This window comes from Adhaeribacter radiodurans (assembly GCF_014075995.1).
GTDB lineage: Bacteria > Bacteroidota > Bacteroidia > Cytophagales > Hymenobacteraceae > Adhaeribacter > Adhaeribacter radiodurans.
This window is the reverse complement of sequence record NZ_CP055153.1, coordinates 2,981,141-2,999,685: the sequence shown is the minus strand read 5'-3', so window position 1 is coordinate 2,999,685 and position 18,545 is coordinate 2,981,141. Positions and strand designations below refer to the sequence as shown.

The 18,545-nt window shown below is 41.2% G+C and carries 13 protein-coding genes; all 13 read left to right on the top strand.

The window, feature by feature from the left end; translation table 11 throughout:
- The first annotated feature begins 440 nt into the window (after window positions 1–440).
- Window positions 441–2,876, top strand: a complete 2,436-nt coding sequence (locus HUW48_RS12220) for an outer membrane beta-barrel family protein (RefSeq protein ID WP_182415935.1) — start codon at window positions 441–443, stop codon at window positions 2,874–2,876.
- A 500-nt stretch (window positions 2,877–3,376) separates the two neighbouring features.
- Window positions 3,377–3,742: a BlaI/MecI/CopY family transcriptional regulator gene (locus HUW48_RS12215; RefSeq protein ID WP_182415934.1), complete on the top strand. Its 366-nt coding sequence runs from the start codon at window positions 3,377–3,379 to the stop codon at window positions 3,740–3,742.
- Between the two features lies 1 nt (window position 3,743).
- Complete coding sequence (locus HUW48_RS12210) at window positions 3,744–4,901, top strand: M56 family metallopeptidase (RefSeq protein ID WP_182415933.1); 1,158 nt, start codon at window positions 3,744–3,746, stop codon at window positions 4,899–4,901.
- Window positions 4,902–5,033: 132 nt separating this feature from the next.
- Complete coding sequence (locus HUW48_RS12205) at window positions 5,034–6,680, top strand: L,D-transpeptidase family protein (protein ID WP_182415932.1); 1,647 nt, start codon at window positions 5,034–5,036, stop codon at window positions 6,678–6,680.
- Window positions 6,681–6,855: 175 nt separating this feature from the next.
- Window positions 6,856–7,524, top strand: coding sequence for a porin family protein (locus HUW48_RS12200; RefSeq protein ID WP_182415931.1), 669 nt, complete (start codon window positions 6,856–6,858; stop codon window positions 7,522–7,524).
- A gap of 620 nt (window positions 7,525–8,144) precedes the next feature.
- Window positions 8,145–8,585 (top strand): family 1 glycosylhydrolase, encoded by a 441-nt coding sequence (locus tag HUW48_RS26790; RefSeq protein ID WP_220464023.1) that lies wholly within the window; start codon window positions 8,145–8,147, stop codon window positions 8,583–8,585.
- A 75-nt stretch (window positions 8,586–8,660) separates the two neighbouring features.
- Window positions 8,661–9,446: a hypothetical protein gene (locus HUW48_RS26785; protein ID WP_220464022.1), complete on the top strand. Its 786-nt coding sequence runs from the start codon at window positions 8,661–8,663 to the stop codon at window positions 9,444–9,446.
- 3 nt (window positions 9,447–9,449) lie between these two features.
- Window positions 9,450–10,187: an SDR family NAD(P)-dependent oxidoreductase gene (locus tag HUW48_RS12190; RefSeq protein ID WP_182415930.1), complete on the top strand. Its 738-nt coding sequence runs from the start codon at window positions 9,450–9,452 to the stop codon at window positions 10,185–10,187.
- A gap of 475 nt (window positions 10,188–10,662) precedes the next feature.
- Entirely contained in the window at window positions 10,663–13,932 is a 3,270-nt protein-coding gene (locus HUW48_RS12185; RefSeq protein ID WP_182415929.1) for a PVC-type heme-binding CxxCH protein, read from the top strand.
- Window positions 13,933–14,591: 659 nt separating this feature from the next.
- Window positions 14,592–15,776 carry a DJ-1/PfpI family protein gene (locus tag HUW48_RS12180; protein ID WP_182415928.1) on the top strand — a complete coding sequence of 395 codons (1,185 nt, stop codon included), beginning with the start codon at window positions 14,592–14,594 and terminating at the stop codon, window positions 15,774–15,776.
- Window positions 15,777–15,906: 130 nt separating this feature from the next.
- Window positions 15,907–16,824: a GlxA family transcriptional regulator gene (locus tag HUW48_RS12175; protein WP_182415927.1), complete on the top strand. Its 918-nt coding sequence runs from the start codon at window positions 15,907–15,909 to the stop codon at window positions 16,822–16,824.
- 162 nt (window positions 16,825–16,986) lie between these two features.
- Window positions 16,987–17,778, top strand: coding sequence for an alpha/beta hydrolase (locus HUW48_RS12170; protein WP_182415926.1), 792 nt, complete (start codon window positions 16,987–16,989; stop codon window positions 17,776–17,778).
- A 103-nt stretch (window positions 17,779–17,881) separates the two neighbouring features.
- Window positions 17,882–18,370: a hypothetical protein gene (locus HUW48_RS12165; protein WP_182415925.1), complete on the top strand. Its 489-nt coding sequence runs from the start codon at window positions 17,882–17,884 to the stop codon at window positions 18,368–18,370.
- Window positions 18,371–18,545 lie beyond the last annotated feature (175 nt).

Here is an 18,545-nt window from a genome sequence, read left to right as displayed (position 1 = left end):
GAATATGGTGCCCAAATTAATGAAGACAAACGTGTAGAAGAAGAAGACAGATGTTAAGGCTGCTGTACCAACTCTGGTAAGTATAAAGTTCCAATTAAAGTGCATCTGCAGGGCGGGCGGTAGTTTAATTCAGTTTTTCCTAGCTGATGCAATTAATGTAAGTTCCTTTCAATTTGCAAGCACGATAATCTTACTTTGCAGTTATAGATGGGCATAAAAGATTACCGGCTATTTACTTCGGCCAGTTTTTAGTACCCCAATCTATCTGTTTCATTCCAGTGCCTCTCCTTTTCATTCAAGTTATATCCAAGTTCATTCACCTAATGTTCCGGTTCATCAGCATGTGGTTTCATTGCTTCCTGTGTCTTTTCATCTTTGATCTACAAACAGCGCAAAGCTGAAGAAGAAAGAATGAAAAACAACTAAACATAAAAAAGACTATGAAATTACTCAAATTACCCCTTTTTGTTCTGTTCCTATTTTTTGCCCAGCATGGTCTGGCCCAGGGAAAGCTTTCCGGCACCGTGCAGGACGCTAAAGGGCAACCCTTGGGCTTTGTAAATGTGGCCGTGCTGAAAGCCACAGATGGTAAAATAGTAACCGGAACCATTGCCAGTTTGGAAGGTGGCTTCCAGATGGTAGCGCCAGGTGCTGGCATGTACAAAGTCAGGCTTAGTATGATTGGCTACACAACATTAGAAACGGCCCTATTTGAGGTAAACGGAAATAACTTTAACAAAGACTTTGGTAACCTAACTTTACTGGAAGATACAGGAATGTTGGGGGAAGTGGTTGTGCAGGCTATGCGCCCTACCGTGATAAATCAGGCGGATAAGATGGTGGTGAGTGTGGAAGGTACTGCTCTGGCAAGTGGCGCAACTGCCTTTGAAGTGCTTACAAAATCTCCAGGGGTATGGGTAGACCAGGAGGGAAATATAAAGCTGAACGGCAAAGCCGGCGTGCAGATCATGGTTGATGGCAGGACGTCTTACCTGAGTGGCAAAGAGCTGCAGAACCTGCTTCAAAGCATGTCGGCGGAAAACATCAAGGATCTGGAAATTATAACAAACCCTTCCGCCAGGTATGATGCAGAGGGTGCTTCCGGCATCATCAACATCAATCTGAAAAAAAATACCATAGCCGGTATGAATGGTAGTGTATATGCAGGATATCAGTATGCCGAGCTACACGGCTATTCCGCCGGCACTGATCTTAACTACAAGCAAGGCCGTTGGAGTTCTTTTGCGAATCTGGATGTGGCGGAGCGGACCCGTTTCCGTAGCAACAACATGCAGCGCACCTCTTCTGATAACATTGGCCAAAGCCTGAACCAGCGGCTAAAAGAAAAGGGCTCCCGTTTTGTGCCGGCATTACGAATAGGAACGGATTATTCCATCAACACCCAACATAGTATAGGAGTATCCGGTAGTGTTTCCCGCTACCGGACACAAGATCAGGTGCAGGCCAACACGTACCTGAGCCATCTAAACCAGCAAACGGACGTGTATGTAAATGCCGCTAACAAATCGAATAACAAATATAATAACAGCGCTTTAAACCTGCACTACCTAGGCAACCTGGATACTCTTGGTACCACGCTGTCGGCTAATGTGGACTATGTGCGATTGATAAGTGATGATAAGGCCAGCTTCCTGAATAAGTATGACAGCCTGGGCACTGAGGCACCTGTCAGAACAGATTTGTTGCTTTCAGAAAACCCGGGCACTTACGATATATACGCAGCTAAAACCGATTTTACCAAATCACTTGGTAAGCTAGGCAAACTGGAAGCAGGAGCAAAAGTAAGCCATGTTGTATCTGATAATGAACTTCACTTTTATACAACAGCTGGCAACATACAACACCTGGACGAGAGCAGAAGTAACCACTTTATATATAAAGAAAACATATATGCTGCCTATGCCAACTACGCTACTCCAATGGGCAAAAGGTGGCACCTGCAGGGAGGCTTGCGGGCAGAGCAAACAACAACAGAGGGCCGTTCTGTAACCCTTAACCAAAGCACTGAACGGAAGTACCTGGATCTGTTTCCCAGCTTGTTTTTGCAGCAGAACGTAAATGACGAGTATCAGATCAGCTACAACTATAGCCGAAGAATAAACCGGCCACAATATGAGTCGCTTAATCCATTCGTGTTCTACCTCGATCCTTATTCGCTGGTACAGGGCAATCCTTACCTGAAGCCACAGTACACCCATTCTTTTTCCCTGACTCAAACCTTTAAGCAGCGTTATAATCTGTTGCTGGACTACTCGCTCACAAAAGATTTTATTGCAGAGGTACCGGTCCAAATTTATTCTGATCAGTTAACTATTTTTCAGCAGCAGAACGTGGATGATAGGAAGAGCACAAGTGCTACACTGGCTGCTCCCGTGCAGGTGTCGGCTAATTGGGAAATGAACAACAATACCACGCTTCTTTACCAGCGCTTTGCCCTAAACAGAGGTGAACAGGTACTGCAAAATGAGCAAGTAACTTTTCTGGCACAAACGAACCATAACATACTACTACCGGGAGGTATGCGCATGGAAATAAACGCGGGTTACCAGGGCCCAATTGCTTATGGACTTTACCAACTGAAGGATAACTGGTGGGTAGATGCGGGTTTAAAACGATCTTTTTTAAATGAAAAACTGGACCTGAGCCTTAGCGTTACAGATGTATTCAGAACCAAAAGAATAGCGGGTCACACAACTATAAACGGAAACACAACCACTTCACAGCAATATAACGGTACCCAAGCCTTTAAAGTAAATCTGCGTTACCGCTTCAGCAAAGGAGAGAAGTTTGAAGCAAAGAAGCTCCAGGTAGATTTAAACGAAGTTGACAGAGCCGGGGGAACTAAAGGTAACTAGCCGAAGTACATAGGCAAAAAAAACATACTAGCAGAAAACAAATGGCCGATTAAATAATAGCAAAAAAGAAAATTATTTTTCCTGGGAGACCACTTTTATAGCTTATGTAAAAGTGGTCTCGTTATAAGTCTGGGTAAATAAAAAGCAATTAATATGATTGCAGTAAAAATGCCATCGTCACCCACCTACAATGGGGTAATAGGTAGAAAAAACCATAGTTGCTGTTTGTTCTATAAAAAAATAACAATGTAATAAATAATGGAAAAGTAACTGGCATTAAGTTTCCCTTCTTGTTAAAATTCTATCTCCTCTAGCCATCTTGGAAAATAGTAAATTAGGTTGGCACTTGAGGCGAGTTTAGAGAAAAGCCTGCTAAAATCTTTGGCTTTTTCACCTGAAAAGGGTACTTCCTGACTCACCTAAAAAATAAATAGTAAATTTTTTGAAATAATCTTTCCATTTATACGATTAATTCGTAGATATACGGAAAAGTCGTATAAATGGAAAGATTAACTAAACCAGAAGAGGAAACCATGCAGGTTATTTGGCGAACCAATGGTGGATTCATCAAGGACTTTCTGGAGCATCTTCCCGCTCCCCAACCACCTTATACTACTTTAGCGTCCACCGTCAAAAAGCTCGAACAAAAGGGTTTTATCCAGAGTGAAAAGCTAGGTTATTCTTACCGCTACACTCCTCTGATTCAGGAAAAAGATTACAGCCGGAGTTTTATGAGCAACTTCATCGGTGATTATTTTCAAAACTCTTACAAAGAGCTCGTTTCCTTTTTTGCCCAGGAGCAACAGATAGGCGCCGCCGAACTCCAGGAAATTATTGAAATGATTGAAAAACGTAAATCTGAATAAGATGCCAGCCTTGTTTGTATACCTGTTGCAAGTTAATTTCGCTTTGGTGCTCTTTTACCTGGCGTACCGTTTTCTGCTGCGTCCCCTTACTTTTTGTACCTTAAACCGCTTCTTTCTGGTCCTCGGCATTGGCTTTTCCTTGACCTATCCGCTGATAGATATTTCTCAGTTATTTAGTAAACAGCCGGACTTTAGTGTTCCCTTTACGGTTATTGTTTCTGATTGGAGAACCCTTTACTTGATACCGGAGCGAGTACCAGCATCTTCTTTCTGGCTAGTTCTTGGATTTCTTTTTGGGTCGGGGGTGGTGCTCACAGCTTTGCGCTTTCTCGTTCAACTCTTTTCTTTATATCCTATTCACCGCTCGTCCATTCCTGCCTGGCATAACGGGTTTTCCTACCGCCAGGTAAAAAACAGGATAAACCCATTTTCCTTCTGGCAAACAGTCTATCTTCATTCTAGTCAGCATTCACCGGAAGAGCTTACTGCCATCTTGCAGCATGAGCACATCCATGTGCGCCAATGGCATACCTTGGATGTACTGCTTGTGGAAGTTACTGGTATCTTATGCTGGTTCAACCCAGTTGCTTGGCTCCTGAAACAAGCGGTGAAAGAAAATTTGGAATTTATTACGGACCGGCAGATGCTCCTAAGCGGGGTAAATAGCCAATTTTACCAATACAGTTTAGTGCGCCTCAGCGGCCTATCCTCGGGGATTACCCTGGTTAATAATTATAATTTTCTAACTATAAAAATGCGTATTGCTATGATGAACAAATGCAAATCTCCCTTACGGCACGTTGCCCGATATGCCATTCTAGTACCCATGATAACTGTTCCACTGCTGGCTTTTACCGCCTGCAATGATGAGCCGACACTAACCCCCGGTTCCTCTTATAATGCCCCGCAATCACCAAGTGTACAAGTAACATCGCCGCAGGCCGTGGTTTATTATATTGACGGGAAAAAAGAAACGAATACCGTCGCCAAAAACATGGATCCCAGTGAAATTCAAAGTATGAATGTTTTCAAAGGGGAAAGCGCCCGAAAGTTATTCGGGGATAAAGCCAGCAATGGGGTAATCGTTATTACTACCAAGAAAAACCAGAATTCGCCGCAAGTACTAAAATTCAATGAAAAACTCTCTTTGCCTAAGTAGCCTTAACTACCAGTAAAGACAAGTGTAAGAGGGGAGAGGCTTAGTCCAACTTCCCTCTTATTGCGTTAGTGGGCCTGGAAAAAATAAAGCCGATCGGGCGGGATAGTCTAAGTAAAGATTCGTATACCAAATATGAAATCAAAAGGGAGCCTTTTTAATTACTTAATGTATGCAGGAATTTTAATATGTACCGCCTGTAATCAAAACTCTAAATCCTCAGAAAAAAGGTCCCCGGAAAATGTGGCCAGGGATAGTACCCTAACCGAAATCAAAAAAACTATATCCGGCAATTTTAGCCCGCAAACCGAACTAAGTTTTGATTCTACTTACCTGCATCAGTTTTTTCAGGAATACCCCGCCTTTCATCCTTACGAAGCCAATTTAAAAAGATTTTATCGTACCCGAAACTTTGCTTATGCCTGGTTTGATAAACGGGGTTTAATTGAACAGGCTGGCAACGTTGCCAATAAAGTAATTAATATAGAGCAGGAAGGAATCCGGCAGGAATTGCCTTATCGCCAGGAATTTGATTCTTTACTAGCGGAGGCACAAGGTGAGGCTTACGTTAAACCCGATCCCAGAACGGAACTAATGCTAACAGCCGGTTATTTTGCTTTTGCCCGAACAGCTTGGGAAGGCTTAAATGATTCTATATCACAGGCCATGCAGTGGTTTGTACCGCGTAAAAAAGTTTCCTATAGCGAATTTCTGGATAGTCTTCTAATCCAACCCAGAGAAAGAGTAAAAGAACCGGTATATCGGCAATATGAATTATTAAGAACCTTTTTACAGCGTTACCAGGAATTAAATAAAAAGGAAGTATGGAGCCCTATTCCATCCAAAAAGAACGGTTACCAACAGGGAGATAAATCAGCAGAAATCCTTCAAATAAAACACCGTTTGCAAAAATATGGCGACTTTACCGGTGATACGAGCACGAACCTTTTTGATGTTGCTCTGGTAGCAGCAGTAAAGCAATTTCAGCAGCGCCATGGACTTCTATCGGATGGCATTCTTGGAGGCAGTACTTTAACAGAATTAAACGTGCCTTTAAAAACCCGTATTCAGCAAATAATAGTAAATATGGAACGGAGCCGGTGGTTGCCTATACATGCAGAATCGGATTACCTGGTGGTGAACATTCCGGACTATACTTTACGGGTTTTTAAAAACGACAGTGTGACCTGGAAATGCAGGGTAGTGGTGGGTAAAGCGGTACATAAAACAGTAATTTTTAGTGGGGATATTAAGTATGTAGTTTTTAGTCCGTATTGGTACGTTCCGGCCAGTATTGTCAGAAAGGAAATTGTGCCGGGAATGCGCCGCGATCCAAATTACTTAAACCGACACAACATGCAGGTAATCGGCCAGCGAAATGGGTTACCAATAGTCCGGCAAAAGCCAGGCCCTAGAAATTCCTTAGGGCAAGTAAAATTTTTATTTCCTAATAGTTACAGTATTTACCTGCACGATACTCCTTCTAAATCTTTGTTCCAGGAAAATTCACGGGCTTTTAGCCATGGGTGTATTCGGGTAAGCGAACCGGCCAGGTTGGCTGCCTATTTGTTACGGGATTATCCGCAATGGACACCACAAAAGATAAAAGCGGCCATGGAGGCCGGCAAAGAACAGACCATAACTTTAGAAAAGGTGTTACCGGTATATATAGTCTACTTTACCGCCTTCATTGATGCCCAAGGAAATATAAACTTCCGAAAAGATATTTATGACCGGGACGAACGTTTGGCCGAGATGTTATTACCAAACGTTACCATTTAACTGGGTGTACAAAAAAGAATAACTTTTTAGTGCCATTCTTTAAACTAGGAAATTAGCACATTTGGTATAAGTAAATCAGCCAGAACTTCAAAATAAATTAAAAGAGTATTAGACAACTATCCTATTTCTAAAAGAGTATACAGGTTAATACCTAATCTTAAAAATATTATAAACGATGTGCTTTACTCAAAAATTATTTGCAATAGGACTTGCTTTACTCCTAATCGTGGGAGTGGAACGTACGCAAGCCCAAGAAAATAATCCCGGACCCAAATTCGGAATTAAAGGAGGATTTAATATTTCTCAGCTCTACGTAGACCAACCAAATGCCGAAGACGAAAATATTAAAGTAGGTTACCATTTAGGTGTTTTTGGTAAAGTGCCAATTACGAGTTTTTTGGCCATTCAACCGGAAGTTCTTTATTCAAACGTTGGTTCTAAAGTTACTTATGGCGGTTCAGACCTGGAAAACTTATTTGGCATTGAGCCTGGGGAAGTGCGATTTAATTTAAACTATATCCAGGTACCGGTAGCTTTAGCGGTTAACATTGGTCCGCTTAATGTTCATGCTGGGCCTTATTTAGCTTATCTGGTATCCGCTAACGTGAAAGATCTGAAAACGTCCAACCTGAACTCAACGGACATTAAAGAGCTAAAAACCGATGACTTTAACCGGTTAGATTATGGGGCATTAATTGGCGTAGGCTTTGACGTAAGAGGCGTTACTGTTGGTGCCCGTTATAACTATGGTTTACGTGAAATTGGGAAAAGTGGTCTGGCAGGAAGTTTAACGAACGATTCTAAGAATTCTGTTACGCAGATTTACATTGGTTTTGGAATTTAAACTAGTGAGGTAATACATTAAAAAGCCTTGGTTCTAAATCAGAACCAAGGCTTTTTAATTTCAAGTAAGTTTTATAACACCTTCCTGCAAAAATTCTTTCTTATATAAAGAAGCAATATTACCCAATCATAACAAGTGCCTTATCCAATGACATAATATTCAAAATGTTTATTTAGAAGGTAAAATAAAGGTTTTAAATTTTTTAGGCCAGAGAAAGTACATTATACAAGTCCCTTCAAATTTTCTAAGTAGCGTAAATCCCTCCTTTTAAACGTATAAACTTATTTTTATCCAACTTGGTTTGTACAACATTATCTTTCCATATTAGTACTTTTCTATATTCCGCTTACAAGTAAAATGTTTCCTGGTTTAGAATACATTAGTAGCCTCCGCTTCCTTTAAGTTATTTATCCATTATAAATTTTTCCAGTTGCCTTTTTTTCCGGGCCCGATTTTATCGAGCGTGCCTATATCCTTGCATTTCAACTTCTTTTACTTCTTAAATCTTAAGGCTAACCCTTCTTATTTAATTAAAATTTCGTAGAACAATTACTTAAACCAGCCTACTCTTGATTAATGCTTGCGCCTTTAATCAAGGTAGGACACCAAACCGGAAGATTATGCAGCTAGGATTTATGTTTGCTACAGGTATCGAGAACAGCATACCAACTATACAAAACGGCACCGTACGAATGGACGAGCTTGAAAAATGCGGCCATTACACTTACTGGAAAAAAGACTTTGAATTGGTAAAAGAGCTCGGCATAAATTTTCTTCGCTATGGGCCTCCTCTGCATAAAGCCTTTTTAGGTAAAGGTAAATTTGACTGGTCGTTTACTGATGAAGCCTTTGCCGAATTAAAGCGCCTTAATATTGTACCTATTGTCGATCTCTGTCACTTTGGTGTGCCGGATTGGATCGGCAACTTTCAAAATCCTGAATTTCCGCAACTGTTTAAAGAATATAGCCGCGCGTTTGCCGAACGCTACCCCTGGGTGCAGTTGTATACACCGGTAAATGAAATGTACATCTGCGCCGTGTTCTCTGCTTTGTATGGGTAATGGAACGAGCAGATGACAACAGACAGAACATTTGTTACCGCGCTCAAGCACATTGTAAAAGCCAACGTCCTGGCTATGCAAACCATACTTGAGGTACGGCCCGATGCCATCTTCATACAAAGCGAATCATCGGAGTATTACCATGCCGAAAATCCTAAGGCTATAAAGCCGGCAGAGTTAATGAATGCCCGCCGATTTCTTTCGCTTGATCTGAATTATGGCCGCCGGGTAGATTCCGATATGTATGAATACCTGATGGATAACGGCATGACCCGCGCGGAGTATCATTTCTTTTTGGAAAATAACTTAAAGCACCACTGCATTATGGGCAATGACTACTACATCACGAACGAGCATCGTGTATTTGCGGACGGTTCTACCCAGGCCTCCGGTGAAATATTTGGCTATCATGTAATAACATCGCAGTACTACGACCGTTACCAGTTGCCGGTCATGCACACCGAAACGAACCTGAAGCAAGGCCCTAAGGGGGATGAAGCCGTATACTGGCTTTGGAAAGAATGGGCCAATGTACTACGCGTGCGCAACGACGGTCTGCCTATTGTTGGGTTTACCTGGTTTTCGCTTACCGACCAGGTGGATTGGGATACTGGCCTGCGGGAAAACAATAACCAGGTAAACCCGCTTGGTTTATATGACCTGAACAGAAACATACGACCTGTGGGTACGGCTTACAAAAGAATTATATCGGAATGGCGCGAAGTACTGCCTACCCAAAGCGTTTGCCTGACGGTGCCGGTAGTAATGCCCAGCGAGCACAACGAGGAATGGGCTAAAAGAAAACGGATGCAAGCCAGACAGGAAATTAATGCAACTACTAATTCACCTACAAACGAATAAATTATGCTATTAAAAGATAAAGTAGCCATTGTAACCGGCGGTGCAGGAGGCATTGGTATGGCCATTGCGCGTAAATTTATTACCGAAGGGGCTCGTATTGTACTTGCCGATTTAAACGAACAAAAATTAGCAACTGCTGTCCAATCTTTAACCCTAACCAATAACCAAAGCGTAATAGCTGCTACCTGCAATGTATCGGTTGAGGCTGAGGTGCAGGCTGCCGTACAAACAGCCATCGATCATTTTGGTCAGTTGGATATTGTGGTGAACAATGCGGGACTTATGATCTTCAAACCCATTGAAGAGCAAACCGAGGAAGACTGGATAAGAATATTAAAGGTTGATCTGCTGGGTGCCTTTTTTTTTATCAAGCATTCCTTCCTTAACATGAAACCCGGTGGGGCCATTATCAACGTAGCCAGCATTCATGCAATAGAGACCGAACCGCTGGTAGCCCCGTATGCCGCTGCCAAAGCTGCCTTGGTGTCGCTTACCCGCTCCGCAGCCTTGGAAGGTAAAATTAAGGGAATACGGGTAAACGCCATATTGCCTGGCGCAATTGATACGCCTATGCTTTGGGACAATCCTAATGTAAAAGCCGGTATCGAAAAAATTGACCCTAATGATGTAGGTAAACCCGAAGACATTGCCTCCGCTATCACGTTTCTCGCCTCGGCCGAGGCGGCTTTTGTGCAAGGCGCAATGCTAACTGTAGACGGGGGAAGACTGGACCGACTATAGGCACACGTAAGTAAGTAAGTAAGTAAGTAAGTAAGTAAGTAAGTAAGTAAGTAAGTAACAAAATGGTGTAAGCAACGACAGGATTACTTTTATTAACCCGAGCGCCCTAGTAAGACTAGGAAGTCTATTAAGTAGCTGTTCAATATGAATTTAAATTTACTAAATGTATAGTAAACAGTTTAAAAGCCATAAAAACAGGAGGTCAAATTTGTGAAAGGTGGAAGAATCAGAATTAAGCTTTTATTTATCGAATTTATCTATTAATATAAAAGCTTTTTACAGAGCATAGTAGTGCTTTCCTCCTACAAATATATAAAATTTAGTTTTCATAAGAATAGGAGCGGGAGTATGCTTGTAAGATAAATTGCCGCTTCCATGATGAAGGTGAATGTATGTGGTCCTTTTTTTACGGGGAATAAATAGATGGTGGATTCGGAATAAAAGTAAGTTCTAAAGATTTATAACGGTTCTCCTAATGAACAAAAAGTTCTTGACATTGATCGTTCCGGTTTTGCTATCTTTTCTTTTTTCCTGCAGCAGAAATGAGGTAGTAAATTCTTTAAATCCGGAGCAAAATAGTAAAATTGTTTTCCTGGGAAATACTTTTGCCGTCGGCCTTCAGGATCAAAATTATTTTGAAACTCTTCTATATAAAAGTTTTCCGGAGCGCAATCTTAAAATCCGAAATTTAGCCTGGAGTGCCGATGAAGTAAATTTACAACCCAGGCCCGTAAATTTTGGAACCGTTTATGAGCACCTGCAAGAACAAAAAGCGGATATTATTTTTGCTTTTTTTGGGCTAAATGAAGCTTTTCAAGGCTCTGATAGTTTAGAAAGCTTTAAGCATCAACTGGCTAATTACCTAAGACATTTACAGCAGCAAAAGTTTAACGGTCACTCCAACCCCCAAATTATTCTGGTTTCCCCAATTGCACACGAAATGCTGGGAGGATTCTTACCCGACCCCGCTGTACATAACCAAAACCTGAAGCAATATACCCAGGGTATGCAGGAGGTTGCCCAAAAGCTAAATATTCCCTTTATCAATTTGTACGAGCCTACCGCCGAACGGATGAAAAGCGAAACAGATTCTTTAACCTCCAACGGAATATATTTAAATGAGCGGGGGTACAAAGCAGTCAGCGAAATAATGGCTCAAGCGTTAGACTTATCAATTTCTACCTGGACCAATGACTTATTTTCTATTCATCTACAAAAGGCAATAGGAATAAAAAACCGCCATTTCTTTTACAAGTACAAAGCCGGAAACGAGGAATATATTTACGGCCGCCGGCGAGAATGGGCGGGTGGACAAACCCTAAGGTCGGAGTTAGCGAAAATTGATAAAATTATTCTGCGACTGGACAGCGCTATCTGGAAAGGAGTAAAAACCAGCAATGGTCCGGATATTAAAAAAATCCAGAACATTATTCAGTATAATAAGCAATATGAACCCCTTAAAGAATCGAGAGAAGCACTTACAAAAGCCAAATCCCAGTTTGTTCTGCCAAAAGGTTATCAAATAGAATTATTTGCTTCGGAACTAGATTTTCCAGTTGCCAACCCGGTATCGTTTACTTTTGATGCGAAAGGCAGAATGTGGGTGGGAACAATGCCGTCATACCCCCACTATTATCCGGGTAGCCCGCCCAACGACCAAATTATTATTCTGGAAGATACCAATCAGGATGGCAAGGCAGATAAACACCGGGTATTCGCCGACAGTTTGTACCTACCTTTAGGGTTTGAACTAGGAGACGGAGGCGCTTATGTGACCCAAGCTCCGGATTTTGTATTTTTAAAAGACACGAACGGAGACGGTAAAGCAGATAGCCGAAAAATCCTGCTCCGCGGCTTCGGCACCGAAGATGCGCACCATGCCATCAGCAATTACACCTGGGGCCCGGATGGGGCTTTATATATGCACGAAGGTACTTTTCTGCATTCCCAGATAGAAACACCTTATGGCCCGGTAAGAGGAGCTAACGGAGTAACCTGGCGCTACGAACCCCGGACAATGAAATTAGAGCCCTATGTCTCTTATCCTTATGCGAATCCCTGGGGCAATGTATTTACCCGCAACGGCACGCATATAATCGGGGATGTTTCTACTGGAATGAATTATTTTGCCCCGCCTTTAACTGTTGCTATCAACTACCCGATCAAGCATAAGGAAATGAAGGATTTTCTTACTTCCAGGCAAAGGCCCAAAACTTGCGGAATAGAAATTGTATCCAGCCGGCAGTTTCCGGAGAGCGCCCAGGGCAATATTCTTTTTAACACTTTTATCGGCTTTCAGGGCATTAAGCAACATAAGCTTACAGAAAAAGGAAGTGGTATTGTAGCAGAAGAAATTGAACCCTTGCTGCAATCCAAAGACCCTAGTTTCCGGCCGGTAGACCTAAAGTTTGGCCCTGATGGCGCCTTGTATGTACTGGATTGGTACGACCCCATTATTCAACACGGTGAACAAGGATTCCGGGAGTCTCAGCGGGATCATACCCGGGGCCGGATCTGGCGGATTACCTACCAAAATAAAGCAGCTTTAAAACCGATTGATCTTACCCGGTTAAGCATTAACGAGCTTTTAAACCAATTAACAGTTTATGAAGACAGAATCCGGTACCGGGCCAGAACTCAGCTAAGAGAGTTTCCGGAAGAACAGGTTATTCCGGTCCTGGAAAAGTGGCTTGCGCAGCTAAATCCTTCCGATCCGAACTATGAATATTATAAGCTAGAGGGGCTTTGGGTTTACCAGCAGTTCAATCACCCGGAAGAAAAGCTGCTCGCAGAGCTTTTAAAAAGTAAGGATTATTCGATAAGAGCAGCGGCCACCCGGGTATTGTTTTATCAAAAAGAAAAGATAAAAGGCGCGGAGAAGAAGTTAATTACCATGTCGCAGGACCCAGCCCCGCGCGTAAGGGTAGAAGCTATTGCGGCCTTAAGTAATTTTCCATCAGAAGCAGTGGTAAAAGCTTTATTAGCGACTACGGAGCTACCCACAGATGATTATATAGATTATGCTTTAGCGGAATCGTTTAAACATCTGAAACCCGTTTGGATGGCAATGTTCCGGAAAGATAAAGCTTTTCTGGCCAATGAACCCGAAAAAGCAAATCGCTTACTGCGCCCGCTAGCTTCGCAAAAGGACTTAGATGCAACGGAGTACTTTGTAAAAGATGATCCGATGTGGCATTCCTTTTCCTACCGGGCTCTTTCCCAAGAGGATTATACCGCATTAGAGAATGTTACCGCGGTAACTCAGTTCCGGAATAATCTGAAAGTACTTCCAACTTCCGATCAGATTCGTAACGTCAATGCAGCCAAGTCGTCTAGTCCAAAAAAGGAGGGATTGGTTATTCATTTGGCTTCGCTTCCAGGAAAAATGTTGTTTGACAAATCAACAATTACTATTCCGGCGAATAAGCTTATTTCGCTTATTTTTGAGAACCGCGATCAGATGGCGCATAATGTAGTAATTGTTATGCCGGGAAGTATGGAGAAAGTGGGAAAAGCCGCTGATGCTATGGCCAGTTTAAAAGACGGGTATGAAAAAAACTTTGTACCTGACTTGCCCGAAGTTTTATTTGCGACTCCGTTGGTTAATGCCGGTAAAAGCTTTCGCCTGAATTTTAAATCACCATCCAAACCTGGAATGTATCCTTTTATCTGTTCATTTCCAGGTCACTGGCAGGTAATGAAAGGAATTATACAGGTAACTAATGAACAAGTAGCCTTAAACTAAAAGCATTAAAAAAGTATGCACGCTCCCTTAAGTTTAAGATAAAAATTTACTAAAAGCTTGAACTACCAATGTTACATGCGGATTTTTGCTTTCGAGGAGGCCAAGGTGCCTGAAGCTATTTTATACAATGTCGGTTAAAGCCTAAGCAAATCTATTAAACAGGGCCTTATTTACAAAGCTATTATGGAACCTGGTTAGCCAGGTAGGAGATAGACATGCAGCCAATTTTTCTGAACAATAACCTAAGAATACCCGACCTACAACTCGGCTAGTACAATATAGGTATGAATAGAAACAGCTATCTATATACTAATTAACGGTTGCTTCTATACCAATTATCACTTATTATTTGTAAAGGGAAGTATTTCTGCTTCTTTACCTAATTTTCATTCCAACAGCTATTGTCTTTTTCAGAATAAGGAAATTGTGCCTTTCTATTTTTAATAATTATAACCTTCAGAGCCTAACTTAATTGTAAGTAAAAGCAAAGTAGCATCCCATGTCCTCTTTCATACAATTATTTGTCCGAAATGGACGCTAACCTGTCCTTTCAAACTCCTCTTTCAGGGTTTAATTTTACAACGTGATGAAAACGAATAAGTTAATCTACTTTTTCATCCCTCGAGTTCTAATCGTGTAACCTTAAATCCAATAAACAAATGAAAAAGACAAAGACAATCGTGTTCTCTATTATCACCAGCCTTTTGGTGCTTAGCTTCTTGGGCTACCTGGCCCTGCAACCGGTTATTGCCCAAGGTTTAAAAGTTTATACCGGCAAAAATAACATGCCCTGGTCGCACCCAACTTTTGATAAAGAAAAAAAGACCGTATTTATTGTAGCGGAGAATAACGGAACGGAGATGTTTGACCTAATGGCGCCCTACTATTTATTTAATGCGACTGAAAAAGCAAATGTTTACGTTGTATCCGAGAGAAAAGCGCCTATTTTATTAGTAAATAGTCTTTTTATTCTTCCCCATTTCTCCTTTTCCGAAATAGATTCCTTGCGCCTGAAATCAGATGTAATTGTTATTCCGAACCAAACCGTTTATCTTAAAACACCCCCAAACCCCACCACAGTAGCCTGGATAAAGCAACAATATACCGGCGATAACATTATTCTAGCTGTATGCGACGGCTCCGTAACGGCTGCGGCAACCAGTTTGTACGATGGCAAACCAATAACCACTCATTCCAGCGATTGGAACAAGGCCAAAAAACTTTACCCAAAGGGTAATTGGGTTCAGCAGGTAAGTTACACCAAAAGTAATAATCTGTACAGCACCGCCGGCGTATCCAATGCTACCGAAGGAAGTTTAGCGGTTATTGAAGAAGTATTTGGGAAATCGGTAATGGAAAAAGTAATGAAACAAGTGCATTATCCGCATGCGGAAATTAAAACCATTCACCAAAATTTACCATTCAATACTTCCGCCGTTCTTACTATTGCAAAAAAGGTGTTATTCAAAAAAGACAAGAATTTGGGTGTTCTCTTGCAGGATAGTATCAATGAATTTGAATTGGCTTCGGTGTTAGATACCTATACCCGCACTTTTCCGGCTTCCCTGAATACTTTTGTTCTAAATGGTACATCGGTAACGTCGCAGTATGGTTTAACTTTACTGCCTACCGCCAATTTACCAGTAAAAACCTTAGACGAATTGCATGTTTTAAGACCGGAAAATTTTTCCAGAAAGGCGGCTAGCTTAATCGCCCACAAAGAGTTGGTTATGTATCAAAGAGAATCGTTACAATATCCTTTTCTTGTTTGCCTGGACCGGATTAAAAGGCAGTATGGCTCCAATTTTCAAAAATCGGTTAAGCTCATGTTAGATTATAATTAAGAAGAGAAATTTACTAAAACCATACTTTCAAAAGTAAATTAACCTCTTTCTTTACCAAAAAGTATCTTTTATTGATGCTTTAAAGAAGGCTTTATACCCATCATTATTCTTCAACTAATCGCTTACAACTGTGAAAATAGCTTTTATAATTCCTCCCTGCGTAGAATTGTTGGATTTGGCGGGTCCCCTCCAGGTTTTTACCGAAGCCAAGGCTTATGGCCTGGAGGTAAGTTTAGAATTCTACTCCTACCAACCTGAAAATGTAAGCAGTGCGGGATTACCCATGGGAAAGGTATTACCTTATATAGAAGCTTACTTACAGCAAGAAGATTTCCTTTTTATTCCGGGTATGGAATTTGATTACCTAAACAGTGCTGAATTTAAAGCAGAAGTAGATTTTTTTTCCTGGGTGAAGGCCTGTGCTGATAAACAGGTTACTGTTTGTTCGGTTTGCAATGCTGCTTATATTTTAGGCGAAGCCGGATTATTGAACAACCGCGAATGTACCACTCATTGGCGCCGTGTAAAGGATTTGCAAGCACGCTTTCCTCAGGCAAAAGTTATTGGCGATACCTTATACGTTAAGCAAGATAATATTTACACCAGTGCCGGAATAAGCGCCGGCATTGATCTGGCCCTATCGGTTTTAGAGGACCTGAAAGGAGCTTTTTTTACCCACCAAATTGCCCGAGGTTTGGTCGTCTATCAGCGCCGGAGTCAAAAACACAAACAAGAAAGCATTTACCTGGATTATCGCAACCACCTTAATCCCCACATTCACGAAGTACAGGACCACTTAATTAATAACTTAGCCGGAGATAACCGGATTGAAAATTTAGCTTCCCTGGTTGCCATGAGCCCCCGCAACTTAAGCCGGGTTTTCAAAGAAAAAACGGGCATTACTATATTGGAATACCTGACCCACCTCCGGGTAGAAAAAGCAAAAACATTTTTAAATAATCCTTATTATACCGTAGACTACGTGGCCGCCCAGTGTGGTTTTAAAACTGCCCGGCAATTGCAAAAACTATTAAAGGCTATTAATTAAGCCATTTCCCTCCTCAATAACCTGGTTCTTCTGTTCCCCTTACTGCTGCTGGCAGCAGTAAGGGCTGGCAACGGCTTTGCCCAAAAAAGATTCAGATCAGGTTAATCGATTGTGAGTCTCCTATCTATTAGAATTATAAAAATCAAAAATCAATTATGCAAGATGAAAAAGTTTCTTTTCTATTCCGTTTTAGTATTTCTTTTCAGTTGTGAAGAAGAAAATATAGATCCAAACCTAGTAGAATCGTTTTCCCTTACTTCGGCGAATACTGGCCGGGATTATACTATTTCTGTTCACTTACCCGAAGATTACTCCCTTTCTGCTAATACCTATGCTACCCTGTATGTGCTGGATGCCGAACAGGACGAAGACTTTGTGGCTATAACCTCAAAAAAAGTAAGTGCGGCTTTGAATAAGTCCAATGTAATAGTAATAGGTATTCGGTATAAAAAAGATAATGCCCGGGATATAGATTATACCCCAACTGTTACACATCATGGAAAAGGAGGGAGCGCGGCTTTTTTAACCTTTATCAAAGAAGAATTAATTCCCCGCATTCAGACGGATTATCGGGCAGATACGCTGCGCAGTCAAAGAACCATTATTGGTCATTCTTATGGGGGGCTGTTAGGAGCGTATGCTTTTATTAAACATAACGAGTTGTTTGGCAATTATCTCTTGCTTAGTCCGTCCTTATTTTATGATAATTCCATTATTCTCCAATACGAACAGCAAATCAGGCCTTCTATAAAAAATAAGAAGCAATTGGTATTTGTGGGCGCGGGCAGTACTGAGAAAGACTTGTTAGTGGCTAACGATTTATTTTACCGGCGATTAGTAAATTTTTACCCTCATACTACCTCTTTATTTTCCCTGGTACCGGGCAAAGGTCATCTGGCATCCAAGAATACAGATATTGAAAAAGCCATTCATTTTTATTATAAAAATAGATAACATGTATAAGCACATCCTAATTCTTTGTTTATGGAGTAGTAGCTACCTAAGCTTCGCCCAAACGAATATATCTTGTTCAAAATACCCCTTCCGCCACTTTACTTTGGAACCTGCCATTGGAACGCGTTTAAATAGTTTTATAGGTGGCCCGGATGTACAGGTATCAAACTTACTGCAATACCGGTTAAAACAAAAAATAAGCTTTATCACTCATAGTGCTTTTTCCTCGGAAGGTGAAATTGCCTGGGTACCAGATGTGAAGAAGAATTATAGTTATACCTTTTATCAAAAAATTGGCCTGGGTGCGTCCTTTAATACCAGAAAAGCTTCGCATGTCTTTTCTTTTCTGGCAGGGGTGAAATATAATACTTTCTCTGGCTCCTTTTACAATAAAGAAATACCCGAGCAAATAACAACCAAATCAAAAAGCCTTACTTCTGACTATGGTTGGCTGTATAATTTAAAACTAGGGCGAAAAAAATATTTTTTTAGTAGCCGGTTGTACATTCCCCTGAAAGATGGCCTAGCTGGGATCTTGGAAAATGCAGTTCTTGAATTGGGAATGGGGATAAGCTTAAAAGATATGTATTAATGTAGTTTTAGATTTTTTTTAAATGTTTGTTTCTGGAATAAGTTGATACATTATTTCAATGAATAGAATGAAAATTTAGCTAAAGAGTGGATTAAAGGAAACAGCGTTGAAGAGATAAGGAATATTATTAAATATGCACTTGCGGGTATTTACTATAGGTTATCTGTGGCATCGC